At 46.6% G+C, this 21,613-nt stretch carries 23 protein-coding genes, 1 pseudogene and 1 riboswitch; of the genes and pseudogenes, 6 read left to right on the top strand and 18 right to left on the bottom strand.

All coding sequences use genetic code 11. The features are described from left to right. Positions 1-357: 357 nt before the first annotated feature. Positions 358-503: riboswitch (cobalamin riboswitch) on the bottom strand. Between the two features lie 151 nt (positions 504-654). The 4 genes from MKX40_RS07265 to cobD are packed head-to-tail and all read right to left on the bottom strand — an operon-like array spanning position 655 to position 4,374. Continuing rightward, entirely contained in the window at positions 655-1,341 is a 687-nt protein-coding gene (locus tag MKX40_RS07265; RefSeq protein WP_339240448.1) for a histidine phosphatase family protein, read from the bottom strand. After that, the gene (cbiB, locus tag MKX40_RS07260; protein ID WP_339242966.1) at positions 1,332-2,312 is read right to left on the bottom strand and encodes an adenosylcobinamide-phosphate synthase CbiB; all 981 of its coding nucleotides are present in this window, start codon (positions 2,310-2,312) and stop codon (positions 1,332-1,334) included. Before cbiB ends, MKX40_RS07265 begins: the two co-directional genes overlap by 10 nt. 44 nt (positions 2,313-2,356) lie before the next feature. Beyond that, positions 2,357-3,187, bottom strand: coding sequence for an adenosylcobinamide amidohydrolase (locus MKX40_RS07255; protein ID WP_339240446.1), 831 nt, complete (start codon positions 3,185-3,187; stop codon positions 2,357-2,359). Beyond that, positions 3,184-4,374, bottom strand: coding sequence for a threonine-phosphate decarboxylase CobD (gene cobD, locus MKX40_RS07250; RefSeq protein ID WP_339240445.1), 1,191 nt, complete (start codon positions 4,372-4,374; stop codon positions 3,184-3,186). Before cobD ends, MKX40_RS07255 begins: the two co-directional genes overlap by 4 nt. A 189-nt stretch (positions 4,375-4,563) precedes the next feature. Here cobD and MKX40_RS07245 point away from each other — a divergent pair, with 189 nt between their 5' ends. After that, positions 4,564-5,568: a lipoate--protein ligase gene (locus tag MKX40_RS07245; RefSeq protein ID WP_339240444.1), complete on the top strand. Its 1,005-nt coding sequence runs from the start codon at positions 4,564-4,566 to the stop codon at positions 5,566-5,568. Positions 5,569-5,846: 278 nt separating this feature from the next. Beyond that, entirely contained in the window at positions 5,847-6,650 is an 804-nt protein-coding gene (locus tag MKX40_RS07240; RefSeq protein WP_192134328.1) for a Cof-type HAD-IIB family hydrolase, read from the top strand. A 134-nt stretch (positions 6,651-6,784) separates the two neighbouring features. Here MKX40_RS07240 and MKX40_RS07235 read toward each other — a convergent pair whose 3' ends face one another. After that, positions 6,785-7,423, bottom strand: a complete 639-nt coding sequence (locus MKX40_RS07235) for a nitroreductase family protein (protein ID WP_339240441.1) — start codon at positions 7,421-7,423, stop codon at positions 6,785-6,787. 68 nt (positions 7,424-7,491) lie between these two features. Further along, positions 7,492-8,367: an SDR family oxidoreductase gene (locus MKX40_RS07230; protein ID WP_339240439.1), complete on the bottom strand. Its 876-nt coding sequence runs from the start codon at positions 8,365-8,367 to the stop codon at positions 7,492-7,494. A 179-nt stretch (positions 8,368-8,546) separates the two neighbouring features. On the opposite strand from MKX40_RS07230, the gene MKX40_RS07225 reads away from it, so the two are divergent. Further along, a complete protein-coding gene (locus MKX40_RS07225; RefSeq protein ID WP_339240438.1) occupies positions 8,547-8,945 on the top strand; it encodes a helix-turn-helix domain-containing protein in 399 nt (132 codons plus the stop codon). A gap of 183 nt (positions 8,946-9,128) precedes the next feature. Here the strand turns inward: MKX40_RS07225 and MKX40_RS07220 are convergent, their stop codons facing one another. Beyond that, complete coding sequence (locus MKX40_RS07220) at positions 9,129-9,506, bottom strand: EamA family transporter (protein WP_339242964.1); 378 nt, start codon at positions 9,504-9,506, stop codon at positions 9,129-9,131. A gap of 16 nt (positions 9,507-9,522) precedes the next feature. Here MKX40_RS07220 and MKX40_RS07215 point away from each other — a divergent pair. Next, positions 9,523-10,017: pseudogene (locus MKX40_RS07215) on the top strand (HAD-IIB family hydrolase); the annotation flags it as partial. A gap of 114 nt (positions 10,018-10,131) precedes the next feature. Here the strand turns inward: MKX40_RS07215 and MKX40_RS07210 are convergent. After that, positions 10,132-10,311: a hypothetical protein gene (locus tag MKX40_RS07210; protein WP_339240437.1), complete on the bottom strand. Its 180-nt coding sequence runs from the start codon at positions 10,309-10,311 to the stop codon at positions 10,132-10,134. 40 nt (positions 10,312-10,351) lie between these two features. Continuing rightward, a complete protein-coding gene (locus tag MKX40_RS07205; RefSeq protein WP_339240435.1) occupies positions 10,352-11,878 on the bottom strand; it encodes an FAD-dependent monooxygenase in 1,527 nt (508 codons plus the stop codon). A gap of 156 nt (positions 11,879-12,034) precedes the next feature. Here MKX40_RS07205 and MKX40_RS07200 point away from each other — a divergent pair, with 156 nt between their 5' ends. Further along, on the top strand, positions 12,035-12,604 hold the full coding sequence (locus MKX40_RS07200; protein WP_339240432.1) for a TetR/AcrR family transcriptional regulator: 570 nt from the start codon (positions 12,035-12,037) through the stop codon (positions 12,602-12,604). A gap of 64 nt (positions 12,605-12,668) precedes the next feature. Here the strand turns inward: MKX40_RS07200 and MKX40_RS07195 are convergent, their stop codons facing one another. Continuing rightward, positions 12,669-13,607, bottom strand: a complete 939-nt coding sequence (locus MKX40_RS07195; protein WP_339240430.1) for an EamA family transporter — start codon at positions 13,605-13,607, stop codon at positions 12,669-12,671. Positions 13,608-13,730: 123 nt separating this feature from the next. Between MKX40_RS07195 and MKX40_RS07190 the strand changes: the two genes are divergently transcribed. Then, the gene (locus tag MKX40_RS07190; protein WP_339240428.1) at positions 13,731-15,152 is read left to right on the top strand and encodes a PLP-dependent aminotransferase family protein; all 1,422 of its coding nucleotides are present in this window, start codon (positions 13,731-13,733) and stop codon (positions 15,150-15,152) included. Between the two features lie 121 nt (positions 15,153-15,273). Here the strand turns inward: MKX40_RS07190 and MKX40_RS07185 are convergent, their stop codons facing one another. The 8 genes from MKX40_RS07185 to MKX40_RS07150 all read right to left on the bottom strand — a co-directional run bounded on the left by MKX40_RS07185 (position 15,274) and on the right by MKX40_RS07150 (position 21,606). Then, positions 15,274-15,900, bottom strand: a complete 627-nt coding sequence (locus tag MKX40_RS07185; protein WP_339240426.1) for an ABC-2 transporter permease — start codon at positions 15,898-15,900, stop codon at positions 15,274-15,276. Then, the gene (locus tag MKX40_RS07180) at positions 15,893-16,759 is read right to left on the bottom strand and encodes an ABC transporter ATP-binding protein (protein ID WP_339242962.1); all 867 of its coding nucleotides are present in this window, start codon (positions 16,757-16,759) and stop codon (positions 15,893-15,895) included. The genes MKX40_RS07185 and MKX40_RS07180 overlap by 8 nt, the downstream gene beginning before the upstream one ends. 5 nt (positions 16,760-16,764) lie before the next feature. Then, positions 16,765-17,139: a GntR family transcriptional regulator gene (locus tag MKX40_RS07175; RefSeq protein ID WP_339242960.1), complete on the bottom strand. Its 375-nt coding sequence runs from the start codon at positions 17,137-17,139 to the stop codon at positions 16,765-16,767. A 228-nt stretch (positions 17,140-17,367) separates the two neighbouring features. Continuing rightward, positions 17,368-17,949, bottom strand: coding sequence for an ATP-dependent Clp endopeptidase proteolytic subunit ClpP (gene clpP / locus MKX40_RS07170; protein WP_017689971.1), 582 nt, complete (start codon positions 17,947-17,949; stop codon positions 17,368-17,370). 18 nt (positions 17,950-17,967) lie between these two features. Continuing rightward, positions 17,968-18,837, bottom strand: coding sequence for an RNA polymerase sigma factor (locus MKX40_RS07165; protein ID WP_339240424.1), 870 nt, complete (start codon positions 18,835-18,837; stop codon positions 17,968-17,970). 112 nt (positions 18,838-18,949) lie between these two features. Continuing rightward, a complete protein-coding gene (locus tag MKX40_RS07160; protein WP_339240423.1) occupies positions 18,950-19,744 on the bottom strand; it encodes an MBL fold metallo-hydrolase in 795 nt (264 codons plus the stop codon). Positions 19,745-19,937: 193 nt separating this feature from the next. Next, positions 19,938-20,384, bottom strand: a complete 447-nt coding sequence (locus MKX40_RS07155) for a hypothetical protein (RefSeq protein ID WP_339240421.1) — start codon at positions 20,382-20,384, stop codon at positions 19,938-19,940. A gap of 157 nt (positions 20,385-20,541) precedes the next feature. Beyond that, complete coding sequence (locus MKX40_RS07150; RefSeq protein ID WP_339240420.1) at positions 20,542-21,606, bottom strand: sulfate ABC transporter substrate-binding protein; 1,065 nt, start codon at positions 21,604-21,606, stop codon at positions 20,542-20,544. Between the last annotated feature and the right edge of the window lie 7 nt (positions 21,607-21,613).

Raw genomic sequence — 21,613 nt, 5'->3', positions numbered from 1 at the left:
AGTAAAATCCATCAATTTACACAAGTCCACTCCGATTGCAGTACCATCTTCCGATCGCTGTTATCCCCAGACTTTTTGATTCCCTTTTCGAAAGGGAAAATCCGGGGATAAGCGTATGCTTCCGATGTAGCTTTCTTGTAGAAAGCTTTAAGCGAACACTCCGTTTCTTCAGATCGGTTCTGCACTCTTCGTTAACGTGTAAAAGTTCGGTTTATCTTACATGAACAATAAAAAATCCCTAATCCTTACGTCCAGGATCAGGGATGACGTCTCGCATATGGCGATCTGTACATGTTCAACCCAAGGTTGTCCATGCGCATAGAATTGCCCGAAACGCTGTCCTTTCCTCGAAGGAACACCGGTTTGTACGTCCAGGGCAGGTAACCTGACTTACAGGAATCATCCTGTTTTACAGTGGCGGGACCGTGCCGGATTTGCACCGGCTTCCCCATTTCACCCTTGTGTGTTTCACGACTCGTACTACTCTGCCATGAAAACAGCCTTCACACGCGGGACCCTTGGTCGCTGATATGGTATATCATTGTCATGTAATTTCTGCATGTTATATACGCATTAGCCTTCACAGCCTGCACCGTATCTGTATCCATGCTGAAGTCACACTTCTGTTGTGATTATAGGGTATATTGTACATCCTTACAACCCGATTGGCGGAAAAGTCACTCTGCTACCAAACCATTGATTCCCCTGTCGATCAAGCTGGACCTGAATCGCCTGTCCCGGTACGACATGTGTATCCCAGAACCCAAGCCCGGCAATCAGACGGGACAAGGCATATCGGATGACACCACCATGCGTAACCACAACTATGGTAGGTACCCGTCCCTCATCAACGTGCATTGAAGGCCGACCATTCAACAACATCTCTTGGAGAAATGAATCCATTCGCTCCGTAAACTTCTGCCACGATTCACCCTCGGGCGGAGTGACCTCCTGCGGCGCATCAATCCAGTTTCGGTACTCAGGGTTATCCTTGAGCTGCTCATACGTTAGCCCTTCCCACTGTCCAAAATCAATTTCCCGCAGACGCTGATCGAACTTCACCTCTCCGCCGGCATCAGGAAGAATCTGTTCCAGCGTCTGGCGGCAGCGCAGCAGATCACTGCAATATACCTCGTGCCACGAAACACCGCTCAATTGTTCATGAAGCGGAGCCAGTTCTTCTTTGGCGTCTGGCAGCAGACCGATGTCGGTATGCCCCAGGTATCTTTTTTCCACATTCCATAGCGTTGTCCCGTGACGGACCCACAGAATGTTTCGTTTCATTGAAGCCGGTTGATCCGTATGTACGTCCTTGCCTGCATTCCCCTCATTTAGGGCCATAACAGCATCCCTCCTGCCAGCCACACACCCAGCGATATTAACACACAAAGTGCAACAAAAGCCCCTGCGGACCAGAACATCAGGCGTGATGTTCGCACAATATCCTCGGCTTCCATCGGCCGTGTGGCCTCGCCCAAATAGGCACGAAACGAAGCAACTCCGTGATACACGTTATGTCCGCCAAGTCGGATGCCCAGTGCTCCAGCCACTGCTGATTCGGGAAACCCGCTATTCGGACTTGGATGCAGTCTTGCATCCCGAGCGACCATCCGTGCTGCTCCTTTGGCATCAAATTTCATGACCCAGGCACCCACGATTAACAGCATTGCGGTGAGCCGGGCGGGTATCCAGTTCGCCACATCATCCAGACGGGCCGAGGCCCAGCCAAGATGCAGATACTTGTCATTTTTATATCCGACCATGGAATCGAGTGTGTTGACGGCACGATAAGCCATGGCTAGCGGTGCGCCTCCAATGAGTGCATAGAATAACGGGGATACAATGGCATCCACAATATTTTCAGCAACCGTCTCTACCGTTCCCCGCACAACCTCCGGTTCATCCAGATGCGCCGTATCACGTCCTACAATCATGCTCAGTGAACGTCTGGCCGCCGGCCAATCCTGATGCTTCAGATGACGATACACTTCCATACCTGCATCCTTCAGCCCTTTTGAAGCAATGGTCGTTGCGATGAGCACCACTTCAGCTGCCGCCGCAATGACAGGATGAATCAATCCAAGCACATATACAAGTCCCCAAGTGATGGCAAAAGAACCCCCCGCAACCACAAGCGGGAACAACAGCCCTGCTCTCTTCAGCCCCGAATCTGTGTTCACACGCGAGCGAATAACACGCTCCAACGCCGAGATGCCTTTTCCCATGCCAATCACCGGGTGGGGAATCCAGCGCGGATCACCGATACATCGGTCTAACAGGTACGCCAGTATAATAATCCAGGCTCCAGCCATGCCTGTCCAGAACGGCCAGGTCCATAGATGCTCTATCTCAAAAGTCATTTGTGCCTGATCCTCTCTTTCCATAACAGTCCGGCCTGAAGGCTCTCCGTCACCGTGTCGTATACCAATCTGCCAATCGCCGCCCCCGCCGTAGTCGCCGTCCCGGCATAAGTGATCATCGGTTGTGGTTCCTCCACTGCCTGACGTACTGCAAACACAATGGCATCAGTTGTGGTGCCGGTGGCGGGCAACCCGTTCTCCGAATCCAAAACACCTGCATCCGCAAGCGCTGCCGCTTTGGCTTCCACCGCCGTCTGCACCGCATTCACCATCGCCCCGGTGGTCATGCGTCCATTCAACCAGAGCATGATGTTAATTGTACCCGGGACATAGGGCTGCTTCGTTAGATTCCGTGCTGAAGGAGCAGAACGCTTCATGTCGGAAGCCATCTTCTTATTTCCCGCTGCATCAAATACCGTTCTCTCCGAACCCGCGCGTGCTGCATTCGATACCCCCGCAGTGGTGCAGCACAGAAGACCAAATTCATCACTTGTAAATTCCTGAATGGAGGTATGCTCCAGCCTTACCGCTGTCAACAATCCGGCACATTGATCTTCTGGCTCATGCCATTCGTTCAGTGCTTGTTCGATATCACGCGGCGGATCATCACAACGGTAATGCCTGTCCACATAGATATTAAATATGCGATCCAGTTCTAGCATCCCACCGCCATATACCGCACTCGACAACGCTTGGGCAGCCATTGGGCTCTGTGCTTTGATATGTCGTTCATATGCAGATATGTTTAGTCCCGGCCAGGAAGAGGCGGCATATTCATTCTCGTCTGTTTTTCCATTCGCGAAGTAGTTATAAAACGGGAGTGTCACTGCCGTTTCCCTCCCTGTTCCTGTTCCGAATCTTTCGTCTGCTCCTGCTGACTTGATTCATGAATGGAGGTCTGATCAGCATTCGGATCTCCCTTGCTTTCCAGCACGCTGCCCAGCACTTCGAGTAATGTGGCATTGGCGTCTGCATCCTTGACCGCGAAACGTACATGGCCTTCATCAAGTCCCGGATACATCGCACAGCTGCGAATCAAGATCCCCCTTTGGCCCAGCGCCTCCTGCATGGATGCTGCTGTCCAAGGCACTGGAACACGTGCCAAAATAAAGTTCGCTTCTCCCGGTGTGATCGCACATCCATACGTCTGCAATCCTGCGATGAGATGTTCCCGTTCCCGCGTGATCTGTGAAATGGTCTCCTGTTCGTACCGTTCTCCACTGCGCAGACAGGCTTCACCTGCCATAAGCGCCAGACCGTTGACACTCCAGGTCACCTGTTTCTTCGTCATTGCCTGAATGTATTCCGCACGGCCCAAAGCATATCCTAGACGCAAGCCCGGAATGGCATAAAACTTCGTCATCGAACGAATGATGATCACATTGGGATAGTCGCTCAGATGTGCTGCCAGGGACTGACGCCGGGCTACCGGGATAAAATCCATAAATGCCTCATCAATGACGAGGACAGTTCCCGTTTTTTCCGCTTTGCGGGCAAGCCTTTGCAATACCTCAAGCGGATATTGTACACCGTTCGGATTGTTGGGCTGACCGAGGAAGAGCAGGTCTACCTTTTCCATGAGCTGTTCGATGTCCTCGGGTTCCGCTCGCCACGCCAGCTCTTCTCTTCCCTCTGTATGCACAACCTCGGCACCGAATTGTTCTGCCAACGCCCGATACTCCGAGAATCCCGGTTCCACCGTACCCACCTTGCGCGGGGCAAGCCCCAGCAGGATGAGCGCCATACTTTCGGCTGCACCATTGCCCACGGAAATCTGCTCCTGCATCACACCAAGACGCTCGCTCAGCAGTGCTTTGAATCTACGATGCCCCGGATCGGGGTACCGAATCACGGACTGCAACCCTTGCTGTATAGACTCCAGCACTTCTCTGGGCGGACCGAGCGGATTAATGTTAGCACTGAAATCCAGAAATTCAGCGGCTTCCCTTCCAAATCGTGACGCAGCCGTCTCCACGTCCCCGCCATGTCCGAACACTTCGATATAACCGGTCATTCTTCCGTCATCCTTTCTGTATGTCCTTTTTATTATGGATGGCACCGGAGGTGTGGGTCAATCCTGTTTTCTTTGTGTCCCAACCATAATTCGTTTACAATAGAAGAGGAATTTCGGTTCCTTTTGATATACAAGGTTCACTACATAAGGGACTAGCAATCCCTCACATACATTAATGGAGGAATGACCATGCTGTTTGTAGACAATCAGGGCATTACAGATCCTTCTGTAAACCTGGCGATTGAGGAGTACATTCTGAAGCATCTGCCGATGGAGGATGACAGCTATCTGCTGTTCTACATTAACCGTCCGTCAATCATCATCGGAAAGCACCAAAATACAATTGAAGAAATTAATATCGAGTACGTTCAGGATAACGGTGTGCAGGTGGTTCGTCGTCTTTCGGGCGGCGGAGCGGTATATCACGATCTGGGCAACCTGAATTTCAGTTTTATTACAGCGGATGACGGTCAATCCTTCCACAATTTCCGCAAGTTTACCCAGCCTGTCGTTGAAGCTTTGCACGAGCTTGGTGTAAATGCCGAGTTGACCGGGCGTAATGATCTGCAAGTGGGCGAAAAGAAAATTTCGGGCAACGCTCAGTTTTCCACACGTGGGCGCATGTTCAGTCATGGCACCTTGATGTTTGATCTGAATCTGGAGCATGTTCAGGCTTCCCTGAACGTCAATCCCGAGAAATTCAAATCCAAGAGCACCAAGTCCGTGCGCAGCCGGGTCGCCAACATACGGGATCTGATTGACACCAACCTGACGATCGAGCAGTTCCGTGATGAGCTTTTGCGTCACATTTTCAGAATGGAGCCTAAGGACGTTCCACAGTACACGCTCACTGAGAAGGACTGGGACAAAATCAAGGAAATCTCTGCTGAGCGTTATAACAACTGGGACTGGAACTATGGCTTGTCTCCGGAAAGCAATGTGAAGCACACTCGCAAATTCCCTGTCGGCATCATCGATCTGCGCATGAACATCAAGGATGGACGCATTGAGGATATCAAAATCTTTGGCGACTTCTTCGGTGTAGGCGATGTGGCGGATATCGAAAATATGCTGCGCGGCAAGCGTTATGAGGAATCCGAGGTGCGTACTGCACTTGAGGGCCTGGATGTAAAACATTACTTCGGCAACCTTGAGCTGGAAGACTTTATTGGCCTTGTTTTCCTGGAAGAGTAAGATTTAGATGGAAGTATAGTTTTAGAATGGAGTCTAAGATTACACGTTAACGGAGAAGACAGAATTTATCGGGAGAAGCGAAGCGTTCGCTTAAAGCTTTTTGAAAAAAAGCTACATCGGAAGCATACGCTTATCAACGGATTTCCCCTTAGGGGAATAGAATCAAAAATCCGGGGATAACAGCGATCGAAAGATGAATCTGTATTCGGAGTGGCCTCGTGTAAAACTTATTTTTTCGTTCGTTAGTATAGATACAGATAAAAAGGAGAGAAACACAGATGACCTACAAATTGATTGCAATCGACATTGATGACACCCTGATCAACGATAACAAGGAAGTAACCCCTGCAACACAGACTGCACTGGAACAAGCAGTTGCCCATGGTGTAACGGTAACGCTGGCGACTGGACGTGCTTATGCTTCCGCACAAGCGCTTGCTCGTCAAACCGGACTTAACGTGCCGATCATTACGTATCAAGGCGCTTTGGTGAAAAACCTGCTGGACGAAAAAGTACTTTATGAGCGTTACGTTCCACAGGAAGCTTCCCGCAAATTGTATGATTACTGCCTGGAGAACAATCTCCACCTTCAAACATACATTGACGACAAGCTGTATGCCCGTGAGGAAAACGACAAGCTGCGTGATTATGCCAAACTAAACGGCACCCAATATTATATCGAATCTGATTTCATCAAAGTCATCGAACAGAAGACACCGAAGCTGCTTATTATCGATGAGCCTGACTACTTGGATAAGGTTGCTGTTGAACTGCGTGAATTGCTCGGACCACAAGTGCATATCACCAAATCCAAACCTTACTTCCTCGAGATTATGCACAATGAAGGAACTAAAGGCCACGCCCTTACGTTCCTGGCTGACCACTTTGGTCACCAGCTCAGCGAGTGTATTGCCATCGGCGACTCCTGGAATGACCATGAGATGCTTGAAGTTGCTGGTCTTGGCGTAGCGATGGGGAATGCCATCCCTGCGTTGAAAGAGCTGGCAGACTACATTACGGCAAGTAATAACGAAGACGGTGTAAAAGAGGTTATTGAGAAGTTTGTATTGAACGCAGAGTAAAAGAGGCTTCAAATTATATTTATAAAAAGTCTATATTTCAAAAGCAGCCCTTTCAGCATCATAGCTGAACAGGGCTACTCTTGAAATTTGATTTTTCATTCACTATTTACTCAATCTAAAAATGTAACTTCCATTTATGCCCACACTGTAGTTTTTTCCAGTGGCAAGCGATACGACGGATGCCCCTCAATCGCCGCTTTACCAATAGAAATAATCATTACCGGTAGGAAGCGTTCTTCGTCAAGACCAAATACTTCGGCTATCCGACTCTTCTCATACCCCCCCATAGGATTTGTATCATAACCATGCGAACGAGCAACCAACATGAACTGCATAGATACAAGTCCTGCATCAATTAGATTATTGTGGCTTAGCTCGTTTTTGGATAAACCTTCTAATTTAGGCTTGAAGTTGGTCAGCATCATATCACGTACTTCTTGCGGCATGTAGCCAAGTTCAACAGACTTTGCCGTAATCTCCTCCATGAAATCTATATTTTGCATATCTGCAAAAACAGCGATTACAGCAGCTGAGGTCTCTACTTGTGATCCGTTAAAAGGAGCAAGTGGAGCTAATTTATTCTTACCCTCTTCAGTGTCAATGACCAGAAAACGCCATGGTTGCATATTTACCGAGGATGGAGCTCTGGAGGCCTTTTCCAAAATTGCAGAAAGTTCCTCTCTACTGATTTTCACATTGGGATCGTACGTTTTAATTGATCGGCGTCCAAGTACAATTTCATTAAAATCATTTGTTTTTTGAATATTTCCCATTTAACATCTTCCTTCTCTAAGTTATCTTTTAATAGGTTCAAACAGACACTCTTAACAAGAGTATTAAATTATTTATGATTGTCTTCATGCATCTCTTCTAAAATTTCAAGAACCGCTTTTTTTAACGATGTTACCTGACGCCCAAGTAAGTTTCTTAAATCCGAACTTTCAATTTCTAGCGCACCTCGGCCAATTTCAAGTTGCATATGAACGAGAATAGAAACGAATGCATCAGGTATCCCAGCCTCTGAAAGCATATGACTATATTCTTCTGCTTCAACATATTTTATTTGAACATCTCGTTTAGATACCTCTGCAAAAAGGCGGGCTAACTCTTCCTGCGTCAAGAGTTCCCCAGTTAGTTCATATATAGAGTTCTCATGCCCTGAACCTGTCAACACACGAGCCGCTGCTTCAGCATAATCCATTCTTGGAGCCCAACCAGCTTTCCCTTGAGATGACGCAATGACCCATGGAGCACCATTCAAAATAGCTTGGAAAGTGTTGACTTCATTTTCAATGTACCAGTTATTCCGAAGTATAGCGTAGGTTATTCCTGATTGTTTGATCGCCTCTTCTGTGATGCGATGGTCGTTGAAAGGCTCAACTGTACTTACGTCAGCTTTTGGTGCACTTGTATAAGCGATAAATCTGACATTAGCAGCTTGTGCTGCTCGGATAGCTGTTAAATGCTGTTTCTTGCGGTTGATCGCATCATCACTTGATATCATTAATAAACGATCTACGCCCGAGAAGGCAGTTACTAGAGAATCATATTCATTAAAATTCCCATAACGGACATCAACTCCTCTTTCTAGTAGATGAGTTGCTTTTTCGGGATCCCGTACACTTACTGCAACATGATTGGAAGGAACTAACTTTAATAATTCCTCCACAATTAGTGAACCCAATTTTCCTGTTGCTCCGGTCACTAATATTTTCATTTTATTTCTCCTTTTCTACCAGTATCTCTGTTCTTTATTACAGCTCTATATTAACTAAGAAAAAGTAATCTGTACAAGTAGTCACATTAAATAAACATAGTTACTTAACGTATACTATTTGATACATCAAGGTAAATTGGCTCTACTGCTACTATTTAATCTCTGTAATTTAGGAGAGATTGGGTTATACTATCTTTATTACATCAGTGGGGGTAAAAAAAAAGATGACTTTTAATTGCCAGCATGAAGTCGAGACTGCATTGGAAGTTTTGGTGGGTAAATGGAAATTGATTATTTTGTCACATATTGCTTTGAATAAAACGATGAGATTTGGCGAATTTCAGAGAAACATACCCGATATCACCAAAAAAATGTTAAGTTCACAACTTAGAGATTTGGAGCAGAATGGGATAATTAGCAGAACAGTATATAACCAAATGCCTTTGAAAGTAGAGTATACGATTACCGCATATGGTGAAAGCTTAAAACCCATCTTAGATTCGCTAACAAATTGGGGGAAAAACCATATTGAATATATGAAACAACAAGAAAATAATGAAAATCAGATTCTTCGCTGACAACAATTATTCACACCAAAAAAATTCCTAGCAAGTTTAATATGCTTATGAGGAGCGGCAGTGTATCGGGTACATGAAAAACGAAGGGCTGCGTGTCCACGTATTCATTGATCCTTAACAACTCTATATCCCGCTGTCCTCATGCTCGACCCTATACCTTTCATTTGACTGCCTAAAGGAGATTCAATTGATAGATTTAGGAAACTTTAACCCCATTTTTTCCTTTTTCTTCAACCAGCCGCTCACCTTTTCATTCATCTCCAGCAGACCTGAAACGACCAGCACCACACCGATCCACGTAATCCAGCTGACATGCTCACCATAGACAACAGCGCCAAGCCCAACGGCGATGGGCGGTGAGATGTATAACCAGGTTGCCGGGAATAACAGATTGGTACGCGACATAATCCAGTAGAACAGACTATGCCCCACCATCGAGCCGATGACCGTCAGATAGATCACCGACGAGACAGCAGGCACCCAGTGCACCCAGTCCAGAACAGACATATTCCACGATTCCGTTCTAGCAGAGAGCAGCGTTAGCAGCAATCCCCCGTACATCATCTGCACCGCATTAATGGCTACATATATTGACGACAAGCTGTATGCCCGTGAGGAAAACGACAAGCTGCGTGATTATGCCAAACTAAACGGCACCCAATATTATATCGAATCTGATTTCATCAAAGTCATCGAACAGAAGACACCGAAGCTGCTTATTATCGATGAGCCTGATTACTTGGATAAGGTTGCTGTTGAACTGCGTGAATTGCTCGGACCACAAGTGCATATCACCAAATCCAAACCTTACTTCCTCGAGATTATGCACAATGAAGGAACCAAAGGCCACGCCCTTACGTTCCTGGCTGACCATTTCGGTCACCAGCTCAGCGAGTGTATTGCCATCGGCGACTCCTGGAATGACCATGAGATGCTTGAAGTTGCTGGTCTTGGTGTAGCGATGGGGAATGCCATCCCTGCGTTGAAAGAGCTGGCGGACTTCATTACGGCAAGTAATAACGAAGACGGTGTAAAAGAGGTTATTGAGAAGTTTGTATTGAACGCAGAGTAGATAAGGTCAACAAACAGCCCGGTCAGTGAATTTCACTGTGCAGGGCTGTTTGTTTGATGTTTAAAAATAAGTAATTTTCTTGTTTATAAGATTATATTTGGTATATTTTCTCTGTTATTTTTTATGTTTTGAGAGCAATAATGCGGTGATCAGGGATAACTGTAGTGAAATCGTAATCGCCATAGCTAAGATGACACGATCTGTATCTGGGACATCGTCAAAAAACAAAACAATAAAAAATACAATGAATGAGATTACAATGCTAGCTAAGAAATTAAGAATGATTTGTTTCATGTTTTGCCTCCTCCCAGACTCCCCCCCACTTTTAAACTGCTTACTTGCTCAAGGCATGTTGAATAGACTCCAGCAGTTTCTTGATTCGGCCATCAGGCTCCAACTGAAAAGACGGAAGGAGCTCATCAATTCTTTGCTGAAACCGCTCAGGATCCTGTACACCAAGCTCTGCTCTTAACTCCAATTCTTCTTCGGAACCGTTATCATTCAGGATCATATTCAGAACGTCCGCTTTAAAAAATTCTCTTGGCGGAAGAATTAAAGCATTCATCAGGAACTGCAAAATAAAGAGATGCTTATTGTTTTCCTGACTCGCCTTTTTCATGGCCTGCTTGTTGAACAAATTGATATATTTCTGCGCAAAGGCGACCCCTTTCATTCGAGAAGGCCCGATATGTACGACCCCTTTCCAACGCAGATCAGCCACAGAACTAAGCCACCAGGCCGGTTCAATGGCCTGCTGCATACGATGCAGTACTTGGCGTTCAAACTGTGGCTCAGGGTGCATTCGCTGCTCATCCAAACATTTCCCTATGGTCTCGGCTTCAATTGCAGCGACCGTCATGCCTTGGCCATGGATCGGATCGAAGCTGCAAAATGCATCGCCAAGTACGAGTAATCCGGAGGGCCAATTCTCCATGAGTTCAAAATGTTGACGGACAGATTCGGAAATACGGTATCCCCGCGGTCCTTGAAAAGGCTCCAGCTGGTCTATCAACGCTACGTTATCATCCGAAGCAAACAGAAGCTTGATTTGTTCTTGGAATTCATCTGGATGGGTTGAAGGATATTCATCTCCTCCTGCGTTAAACAGTAATAGTCCAGCGATATCATTTTCAATGCGCCACAACATGCCTGCACGCATTCCTTGCGCAGGATCGGACTCTGTTATGACCGTTGCCCAGTTATTTTGAATAGAGGGTGGTATCTTATAATAGCGAGTGCTGTAACCAAGAGACACCTTTAGTACTTCCGGCTCAGGCACGGACAGCCCTATCTTACCAAGCCATCTGATTAATTTGGAAGAACGTCCCGCAGCATCTATAACCATATCCGCTGCAAGCATTTCTTCCTGATGATCCCGGCCTCTTTCTTTGGTATACACACCTGTAATGGAACGCTGATCTTCTGATGCCATTAATCCCGTAACTTCTGTATTCGTTAAAAAGCTTATATGATCTATGTTCCGGACTCGCTGACGCAGTACCCATTCCAGCAAGGCTCTACTGCTCGATGCAATTTTGAATGAGGAAGCAGCATTCGCCTTATTCACCAATGTACCGTAGCGATTGGCAATCACAACTTTCTCTTCCTGTGAAGGAATGGCGCCAAGTGCGACCAATTCATCATTGTATCCGGGAAAGTAATGTTCCAAAATGAGTCCGCCGCGCGGTAATACACGATGTGGATGAAAGGATTGAGGCACACCCTGCCGATTCGCCGGCTCAGAAGGCAATTCATCTCGCTCAATGATACATACTTCATCATAATAATCAGATAACATCCTTGCAGTGATTAACCCTGCAATACCTGCCCCAATTACTACAGCTTTTTTCATGTCGGACATCGCCACTTCATCCTCTCTAATCCATTATAATCCATCCGTACTTGTAGCTATATCAAAAAATTACTTATAATACCAATATACACTCAAAATCTCCTATCAAGTAAGAATCAATATCAGGATACTATATAGCTAAACTACAATAAGGAAATGATGTAGATGAAAATGATTGGTAAAAAGGTGGATTTGAGAGTTACCCGAACTCATAAATTGTTAACAATGGCGCTACTCGATCTGTTATGCGAGAAAGGCCAGCTATTCAGCAACATCACGATTAATGAAATATGTGACAAAGCTATGGTTCACCGGACCACGTTTTACAAACATTTTAAGGATAAATTTGCTCTACTGTCCTCCACCCTAACTTGGGTCCTTCGGGATTATTTACAAATGAATGTAGAAGATCGACTACAGCAGCCTTTGCAAAGCGTATCTAAAATTTTGTTTGGCAATGTACTGGAGACCATCGTGCAGAACCAACAAAAGGATGGGAGCTTTAACAACTTTTTCATACATTTTATCGGAGAGATATTCAGAAGAGATTTTCTGGAATTGAAGAGAAGAGGTAAACAATTTTCACTTCCCATAGAACTGGTAGCCGAGTTTCACTCGGGGGTAATTCGTTTACTTGTGACGTGGTGGATACAACATTTCGAAGAAAATGTTACAGCAGAACAAATGGATGAATACTACTACCAACTGGTTAACGAGAACATTATGTTGGAATAACAAACAGCTCAACCTAAAATCAAGAGCTGATTTTGAGATGGAGCTGCATACTATTAGTCTTTACCTACTTTAAAACAGTTTCGGAAGCCTGCACTGTCACCCTCGCACGCTTTCCTTTTTTCAACCAGCCGCTCACCTTCTCATTCATCGCCAGCAGACCTGAAACGACCAGCACCACACCGATCCACGTAATCCAGCTGACATGCTCACCATAGACAACAGCGCCAAGCCCAACGGCGATGGGCGGTGAGATGTATAACCAGGTTGCCGGGAATAACGGATTGGTACGCGACATAATCCAGTAGAACAGACTATGCCCCACCATCGAGCCAATGACCGTCAGATAGATGACCGACGAGACTGCAGGCACCCAATCCAGAACAGACATATTCCACGATTCCGTTCCAGCAGAGAGCAGAGTCAGCAGCAATCCCCCATACATCATCTGCACCGCATTAATCGCTACAGGACTAGCCTCCTTGAACTGATGAATGACCTTTTTGGAGTACAATGCACCTGCCGAATAACAGACTTCCCCCACCAATACCGCAATACAGCCCCACATGAACAGGGAACCTGCACCAAGCGATACACCTGGCAGCACAACCAGAACCACACCCGTGAACCCGATTAGGCAGCCTACCATCATACGGGCAGATGTTTTTTGCCGCAACAGCGCCGTCTGCATCAACATAATCATCAGCGGCCCTGTCGCTGACAGAATGGCACCCACACCCGAACTCACATGCTGTTCAGCCCAATATAATGTGGCAAAGGTGCCGAATGTCAGACCTGCTCCCGTCAGCAGCATCTCCTTGCGGAACAGCAGGGACCAGCTCACCTTGCCCTTCATCCTCATCCATGCAAACATCAGCGCTCCCGCGATTACAAATCGCAGTCCAGCTGACAGAAAAGGCGGCATGCCTGCCTCCACTCCAATTTTAATAGCCAGAAACGTTGTACCGAAAATAAGACACATAACCGTAAATGCAATCCCCACCATGATTTAACCACTCCTTTATCTGTTCTTCATCATATCTCATGGTCTATAGAACAGAATGAATAAAACAGAACAGTTGGCGCCTATTAGCTGTTACAATAGAGTTCACAAAGGAGTGTGAGCCGGATGGGCAAAACCTTGATGATGACAGATAACAGCCTGAAATTATATGAGCAAGTCATCCATTATCTCGTTGTACGTATTGAAGCGGGAGAGTGGGCTGAACATGAAAAACTGCCATCTGTACGAAGCCTGTCCGAGCTGCTCGGCGTACATCGGCTGACCGTTTTCAAAGCCTATCAGGAGTTAAAGGAGCGCGGGAATGTTTATGTGAAGGACAAGTCCGGCTATTATGTGAGTCCAGCAACTCCATTCTCAGTAACAGATCAGGCGGATGATCCCGCCGTGTCTGCCTGGTTGCATTGGGACTCCCTCGCACATGTACAATCGCTTGAAGCCGAATTCCAGTTTTCCAAATCATTGATTGATCCCGCCTTGCTTCCCAATCGGTATTGGGGAGAACTGATGCGCGATCTGTTGGATCAATATCCACGTCTGCTTGGAACGTACTCCACGATTCAAGGAGATCTGGAATTGCGTAGTGCGATGGCAAGCCATCTGACAACCAAGGAACGCTTCTACCTCTCCGCAGACGAGGTGTTAATTACATCGGGTGCCCAGCAAGCGATTGACGTCATCTCGCGGACACTGGTCAAGCCCGGAGATCGGGTCTTGATGGAACGGCCTACGTATGGACCGGCAATGGAGATTTTCCGCAAACAAGGTGCCCGGCTCATCTTCACCGACATTCATCCCGAGGGTTATGATCTGGAGCAGATCGAACAGCTGATGAAGAGTGAGAAGCCACGCCTCTTTTATATGACACCGACCTTTCAGAATCCAACCGGTATTAATGTTCCAGTAGAACAGCGCAAACAGTTACCCGAACTTGCAGAACAGTACGGTTGTTTTCTGCTCGAGGACGACAGCACCTATGATATCTATTTTAAGGAGAAACCCCCTGCACCCATTTTCACCTATGACACCACGGGACACACCTTGTACATTCGCAGTTATAGCAAGTATGTTGCACCCGGGCTGCGGATTGCAGCCATCATATGCCGTCAGCGTTTCATGCCAGGACTACAGGCCGTAAAATCACTGACAGATAACGGATCGCCTCTCCTGAATCAGAAGCTTTTTCTCCGTTATTTTCAGTCAGAACGTATGCATCAGCATCTGTCCAAGCTGCGGACCGCCATTCAACTACGTATGGAAGTGATGGAACAATATCTGCTGGAAACGGACTGGACGTGGACCCGACCCGAGGGCGGACTCAACTTTTGGGTGGAGCTTCCGAAGGGCGTGGATACCGGAAGACTGCTTCACCGATGCATGGAACAATCCGTTGCCTTTGTACCCGGAACCGTATTCGATTCTTCGGATCATTCAGCCAGTCGCAAGCTGCGTTTGTCCTTCTCTTATGCACATGAGCAGCAGATTCGGGAAGGCATGAACAGGCTTATTACGCTGGCTAAAAGTATATAAGTGCGTGTTCAGTCCGGTTTTCAGTCCCAAGAAGATGGGATAAGGCTATTCTTTTAAATATAACCTCAGTTAACACAAGAAGTCGCCATGTGGCGACTCTTATAGCGATTTCCCCTATGTTCTACAAGTCCTTTCTGGAAAATAGGCGAACTGTAACAACATAAGATACAAAGAACAATAACAAGATGCCCATTGAAATTAAAATCATTAACGGCACACCAATCCTGCCTTTCTCGTTCACTATATCCAAGAGCACAGCAACTGGTTGCGCAAGGATGATGAGAGAGGTCATGAATACTGCATTGATAATAGCAGCTCCCTTCTTGCTAAGTGAATAAAACAGAGGCATATAGATTGAAACCAGAACAAACACTATGCCTACTGCAAACAGAATATCGAGTATAGTGTAGTTCGGCTTGTTCAGCTCAGAATAATTCAATTTCATGAGCCAGTGAATCCCATATGAAGCAAGAACTCCAAAAAACGTATATAGGATAGCGGAAAGGTACTTTGCTTTCACAATCTGCTTGCGACTAATCGGAAGTGTGACCAGAAAATTATGATTATGGTTTCTGATATCAATCATAGTTGCAAGGATGACCGAACCAAATGCGGTATAGATCCCTACAAAATACATCGACATTTCACTCTGCGGTATAAATGCAAGACTGAACACAACCAGATATAATGCAATGATCCACAGTGAACTTTTTAGTACAATGAAATCTTTACGAAGCAAGTTAAGCATATTTGCGTCCTCCCTTCGCGGTAAAATAAATGAGGTCTTCCAACGTAGGTCTTTGTAAAAGAGCCAGTCTGCCAAACAACTGTTCCGCCTCTGCCTTATGGTCCGACAACGCTTCAAAACCAACGGCTGTCTCGCGTATTCCAATGAAATGTTTTCGAATGTCGGAATCAAGCAGATCCATATCCCCTTTTACAATCGTATATCTTTCCAATACATCATCTTTGGCTTCATTAAACACCAGTTTTCCTTGATGAATAAACGTAATGTAGTCTGCAATACGTTCCAGATCGGTTGTAATATGCGTAGAGAAAATAATGGACCGTGTCTCGTCCTGTATCATATCCGCAAGAAGATCGAGCAGTTCCCGTCTAAACACAGGATCAAGCCCAGATGTTGGTTCATCCATAATCAGCAGATCTGCTTCATGTGACAGAGCTACGGCAAGAGAAAATTTTATCTTCATGCCTTTGGAAAGATCCTGGATCTTCTTTTTGGGAGACAGCTCGAACTGATCCAGATAGCCATTAAACGCTTTATCGTCCCATTTAGTGTAGAAAGGAGCGATCATTTGTGTCATTTCACGGATTGTTAGATGCTCATAGTAAAAACATTCATCAGACACAATGCCAAGGCGTTGCTTGATGGTAACTTCATGATTGGACATCTCGCTGCCCAATGTTCGAACACTTCCCTTATCGGGACCAATCAGCCCCGTGATCATTTTGATAATTGTACTCTTTCCCGCCCCATTGGGGCCAATGAGTCCTGTGATATATCCTTTTTTGACATCCAGAGATACATTATCCACTTTAAATAAGGGATACGTTTTGGTTACATTACGTAATTCGATGGCGTTCATCATGCTTACTCCTCCTCATACAACAATGTAAAGTGTTGGATTACATCCTGTGCACTCATACCCAGTTTTTTGCTCTCCCCAATTACTTCGAGCATTTTCTCTTCTAATTGTTTCATCCGTCGCTCCCGAATAAAATCCTGATTGACTCCAGATACGAAGCTACCTTTTCCTACAACTGAATCGATCAGCTTCTCCTTCTCCAGCTCTTCATAGACACGTTTAGTTGTAATAACACTGACTTGCAGATCCTTGGCGAGCTGCCTAATGGAAGGAAGACTATCTCCAGCAACCAATTCTCCGCTCAAGATGCTCTGTCTGATCTGAGTTAAAATCTGCATATAGATCGGATCGCTCGATGCGTTCGATATTAAAATGTTAATCTTTCCTCACCTCATTGATGTTGAATAGTTTCCGGTAGGTATAGTGTGTATATATAATATATACACTATACCTACCGATGGTCAATCTTTTTTCACATTATTCTCAATTCTGATTCGATCCATAGACATGGGCTGGCAAATCTGGACGACAAAAAAGAGGACGTCAGTTTCCTGTTCGTCCTCTTGGTTAATCAAGCCCGAAAGGTCACATGACCCTCCGGGCTACTGTTATGAGCTGGATATGACTTTATCCACCAATCCATATTCGACTGCTTCAGCAGCGGTCAGGAAATAATCTCGATCTGAGTCTTTCTCAATCCGCTCAATCGACTGTCCTGTATGATCGGCTAACAGCTTGTTAAGACGTTGACGATGTTGAATGATGCGGTTAGCATGAATCAGCATATCCGACGCCTGCCCTCGCGTACCGCCATGTGGCTGATGGATCATGATCTCACTGTTGGGCAACGCCATACGTTTACCTTTTGTTCCACCCACCAACAATATCGTACCAAAACTTGCCGCCATACCTGTACAGATCGTGGAGATATCCGGCTTCACGAATTGCATCGTGTCATAGATCGAAAATCCCGCGGTCACCGACCCACCAGGGCTGTTAATGTACATCTGAATATCTTTCTCCGGGTCCTCGGCAGTCAAAAATAACAACTGAGCCACAATGGCATTTGCCATCTGATCTTCAATCTCCCCGGACACCATAATAATTCGGTCTTTGAGCAAACGTGAATAAATATCATAACTCCGCTCACCACGAGCGGTCTGTTCCACTACATAGGGTACTACATTCATGTGTGTCGCCTCCTTGGTTTAGGCAACCATGTTGACCGTGTACCCACCTCCATACGACATCGCATTCGTTACGGAAGCGGCGTACCCATACATCACTGGCTGCATGGATGGAGACGGCAGAGTCTGCTGCAAAATGCTGCCGGCCACAGCCATCGGATCATCGGTCCGATTCAGGCACAGATCAATGATGCGCGCAGTATCTCCCGTGCGGAATGCCAGCAGATAGCTGCGCAGCTCCTGTTGATTGTCCTCCACTGAGCCCTCTTCATACTGCAATTCAGCGTCCGATTGTTCCAACCTGTGCCTCACCTCAGCGATGGCTGAACGGGCACGACTTAACGCCGCTTTCACAGCGCCTTCTGTCGTCTCCAGCATATCCGCAGTCTCTGCCGCCTTATAACCCATTAATTCACGTAATACATATATGGCACGCTGCCAGGGTGGTAATTCGCTAATTAATAACTGAACAGCAGATTCTAGCTCTTCAAAATGCTCTTCCTCTGTGAACTCTCGCATAACAGGCTTCAAGCCATCCAATATGGAATGCAATCTCTGTTGCTTCCGAAGCATATCAATCCAGCTGTTGCGAGCAATTCGGATCAGATAAGCCTCCCAGTTCATCTCTTTCGTCGTCTCGGAAGATTGCACCGCCGTGGACGACAATACTTTGAGACAAGTATCCTGAACCAAGTCCTCGGTCTCGGGTACAGATCTGGTCAGGGATAAGCAATACGCATATAACGGACCCATCAGGTCGGTTAAGACGGCATGAATGTCCTGGTTAACTGGATGTCCGGCGATATCACCGGATTCCAGATCAGGTTTATTTTTTAGTTCATCCTCTTGTGGTCTGTTCATGCGGCAATTCACGGACTTCACAAAGGCCATATCGGGGGCCCCCCTTTGCTGGTTCCTGATTATTGTGACTCACACTATGTAAACGAAGAACCTCCTCCAAAGGATACGCTCTTCTAAAATCATTTTTTCCCTGCTCCCACTTTTAAGTACGAAGGGTTCCAAGCGGCACTTTCATCCCGGTAAGAGCAATCGTAATGCCTTGATCCAGATTATAATTCTGGCGTACATCAACGTCATGGGACATATGTGTAAAATAGGTATGACCCGGTTTCAGTTCCCGCAGCAGCTCCTGTGCCTCGCGCATATCGTACACGGAACGTGTGGAGAATTCCGCATGTTCATGTACAAAGCTTGTTCCCAGCACCAGCATATCCAATCCGTGTAGCGGCTCTTTCTCGGATTCCTTCAGGTCAATGGCATCTGAACAGTACGCCCAGCTATACCCAACCCGATCCAGCCGATACGCGTACGAATACCCGTTATGCCCATGGCACACTTTCCAGGAATTCACCTTCCATCCCCCGAGTTCAATATCATCATCCGTTTCCAGAAAGTCCATATGACGCCCCAACCAGGGAAACTGTCCCTGAATGGTGGATATCACTTCGCGTGGTGCATACAAACGTCCCTTTACACCCAACCAGCGGCACGCATCTGCCCATTCCGGCAATCCTCCAATATGGTCAAAATGGGCATGCGTGATGAGCAGCGTATGCACCATACGCAATCCCTGATCCTCCATCTGTGATCTCCAGTCCGGCCCGCAGTCGATCATGAATTGTTCACTCGCACCATCGCCATCATAGTCAATCAGAACAGAGGAACGTTTCCGTTTATTCTCTCCCGTAAGCCTCGCCTCTGTACACACTTCGCAATCGCAATACACACGTGGAACGCCCATCGCATCGCCAGTGCCCAGAAATGTTAGCTGATTCAATCCGCATTCCCCCTGAATTCATGATATGTAGATTGTAATCGTGCACCTCTGTTTTTGCAAAAAAAGACCATCCCGCAGCAGTTATGCACTGCAATTCAGGACAGTCTGTGGTCTGACTGTTCACCGTCAGACCTTCATCTCCATGCTTCGCTCCATTTTGGAGCGTTGAATTCATATGAATTCAATGCTCGAACTACACCAGTGCCCGCAGCTTCAATGTCAATTCCTTACCCGCAGGTACATCCTTCGAATCCGTAATCACCCAGTTCGACGCAAGCCGCTTCGCCAGCACCTCTGCCTGCTCCGGTTTCAACTGTAATCCGGTGACGATTCCTTCACCCACCGTGAAGTCTTTCTCTGGCTGCACCTTAAAGGCCTTTTCCAACCAAATTCCAAGCCCACCACGCGTGTTAAAGGTAATCCGGTAGCCGTCTTTCACTGCTGCCTCCAGATTTTCACCGTGCTCGTCCGCATACGAGAAAAATTCATTATATCGGTATTCCTCTTCAGACACTGCGTCAAAAGCGGAAACATCTTTGGCTTGAATAGCTTTTAGAATATCTTCCTCGGACATCCCCTTACCGCGGGCCTGCTCCAGTCGAATCGCTGTACTTTGGGATAATTTAATCTCTGAACTCATCCAATTCACGCCTTCCTGTTAGTACTATGTAACAATCATGATTCAGTATACCTCTATTATATCCTATTGGCAGTAAAAAACCTTCATCTCTACTTCCATTGAAATGAAGGTTTAGTATCCACATGCTCGGTTATCTATTCGATTACATCAGCAATACTCATAATCCCGCAAGCACCTGATACCACACGCCACGTTTGGAGTACAGCGTACTGCGTACCTCGTCCCATCCACCCAGATAGTTGATATCAAATAACCCTTCAGGTGTTGGGAATGTCGACTCCGTCTGTGCAAATACATCCGGGTCTACGGAACGAAAACCATGCTTCGCGAAAATCTGCTGTGCTTCTGGTGTACGCAGATATGCGACAAAGGCTTCAGCCAGTTCACGATTCCCATGTTTGTCGGCATACTTATTCACCACGACTGCCGGGTTCTCAATGAGAATCGTATTTTTCGGAATAACGATGTCGTAATCTACACCTTTGGCGATCCGGGCAAGCAATTCATTTTCATATGTGACGATTACATCACCTACGCCATATTCGAAAGCCGCCATCGAAGAACGCCCACTCTTGTCCAATGACTCAACGTTACGATGTACCTGTTCGAGAAAAGCTTTGGCTGCGGCAGGATCTTTCTTCCCCTCTTGCTCCTCCGACAGTTTCAATCCGGCACCATAAATGGCATTAATGTCCCATTGTGCGCCCCCAGATGTCTTTGGATTAGGGTAGAGTACCTTCACTCCCGGCTTGGTTAAATCCTGAAAATCATGAATTCCAAGCGGGTTGCCAGCTCTGGTGCCCAGAACAACAATCGAACGGGTGATCATGCCCTCATGAGGGGTCTGTTTCCAATCGGGGCTAACCAGATCGGCTTTGACCAGCTTGTCGATATCACTCTCCATCGCGAGCAAGGCCACATCCGCCTCGAATCCACCGACGATGGCTCTTGCCTGTGTACCCGAAGCTTCATAGGACTCCTGGAAGTTAATCGTCTGTCCGGTCTTTGCCTTCCACTCTTCCTGGAACTTGGGCAGCAACTCGCCTACAGCGTCTTTTGCTACACTATAAGCACCGATCACTAGCGTATTGGATGAATCGGTACCAGCGGGCTCATTCTGTTCGCTTGACTCCTCCTGCTTGCTGCATCCAGCGGTCATGCAGACGAGCAGAAGCATGAGGGCAACATATAAGAGTATGACTTTCTTCTTCCTCATCTGCATGGGCAGC

Source organism: Paenibacillus sp. FSL R5-0517 (genome assembly GCF_037974355.1).
In the GTDB taxonomy this organism is placed as follows: Bacteria; Bacillota; Bacilli; order Paenibacillales; family Paenibacillaceae; genus Paenibacillus.
Note: the sequence above shows the minus strand (reverse complement) of the source record. Positions and strands in the feature narration are given on the sequence as shown.

What these genes read in the sequence shown, in the direction of transcription:
- MKX40_RS07265 (WP_339240448.1), bottom strand. Translation starts at nt 1,341, where the DNA reads ATGGCCCTAAATGAGGGGAATGCAGGCAAGGACGTACATACGGATCAA.
- cbiB (WP_339242966.1), bottom strand. Translation starts at nt 2,312, where the DNA reads ATGGCTGGAGCCTGGATTATTATACTGGCGTACCTGTTAGACCGATGT.
- cobD (WP_339240445.1), bottom strand. Translation starts at nt 4,374, where the DNA reads ATGACCGGTTATATCGAAGTGTTCGGACATGGCGGGGACGTGGAGACG.
- MKX40_RS07245 (WP_339240444.1), top strand. Translation starts at nt 4,564, where the DNA reads ATGCTGTTTGTAGACAATCAGGGCATTACAGATCCTTCTGTAAACCTG.
- MKX40_RS07240 (WP_192134328.1), top strand. Translation starts at nt 5,847, where the DNA reads ATGACCTACAAATTGATTGCAATCGACATTGATGACACCCTGATCAAC.
- MKX40_RS07235 (WP_339240441.1), bottom strand. Translation starts at nt 7,423, where the DNA reads ATGGGAAATATTCAAAAAACAAATGATTTTAATGAAATTGTACTTGGA.
- MKX40_RS07230 (WP_339240439.1), bottom strand. Translation starts at nt 8,367, where the DNA reads ATGAAAATATTAGTGACCGGAGCAACAGGAAAATTGGGTTCACTAATT.
- MKX40_RS07220 (WP_339242964.1), bottom strand. Translation starts at nt 9,506, where the DNA reads ATGTACGGGGGATTGCTGCTAACGCTGCTCTCTGCTAGAACGGAATCG.
- MKX40_RS07210 (WP_339240437.1), bottom strand. Translation starts at nt 10,311, where the DNA reads ATGAAACAAATCATTCTTAATTTCTTAGCTAGCATTGTAATCTCATTC.
- MKX40_RS07205 (WP_339240435.1), bottom strand. Translation starts at nt 11,878, where the DNA reads ATGTCCGACATGAAAAAAGCTGTAGTAATTGGGGCAGGTATTGCAGGG.
- MKX40_RS07200 (WP_339240432.1), top strand. Translation starts at nt 12,035, where the DNA reads ATGAAAATGATTGGTAAAAAGGTGGATTTGAGAGTTACCCGAACTCAT.
- MKX40_RS07195 (WP_339240430.1), bottom strand. Translation starts at nt 13,607, where the DNA reads ATGGTGGGGATTGCATTTACGGTTATGTGTCTTATTTTCGGTACAACG.
- MKX40_RS07190 (WP_339240428.1), top strand. Translation starts at nt 13,731, where the DNA reads ATGGGCAAAACCTTGATGATGACAGATAACAGCCTGAAATTATATGAG.
- MKX40_RS07185 (WP_339240426.1), bottom strand. Translation starts at nt 15,900, where the DNA reads ATGCTTAACTTGCTTCGTAAAGATTTCATTGTACTAAAAAGTTCACTG.
- MKX40_RS07180 (WP_339242962.1), bottom strand. Translation starts at nt 16,759, where the DNA reads ATGAACGCCATCGAATTACGTAATGTAACCAAAACGTATCCCTTATTT.
- clpP (WP_017689971.1), bottom strand. Translation starts at nt 17,949, where the DNA reads ATGAATGTAGTACCCTATGTAGTGGAACAGACCGCTCGTGGTGAGCGG.
- MKX40_RS07165 (WP_339240424.1), bottom strand. Translation starts at nt 18,837, where the DNA reads ATGGCCTTTGTGAAGTCCGTGAATTGCCGCATGAACAGACCACAAGAG.
- MKX40_RS07155 (WP_339240421.1), bottom strand. Translation starts at nt 20,384, where the DNA reads ATGAGTTCAGAGATTAAATTATCCCAAAGTACAGCGATTCGACTGGAG.
- MKX40_RS07150 (WP_339240420.1), bottom strand. Translation starts at nt 21,606, where the DNA reads ATGCAGATGAGGAAGAAGAAAGTCATACTCTTATATGTTGCCCTCATG.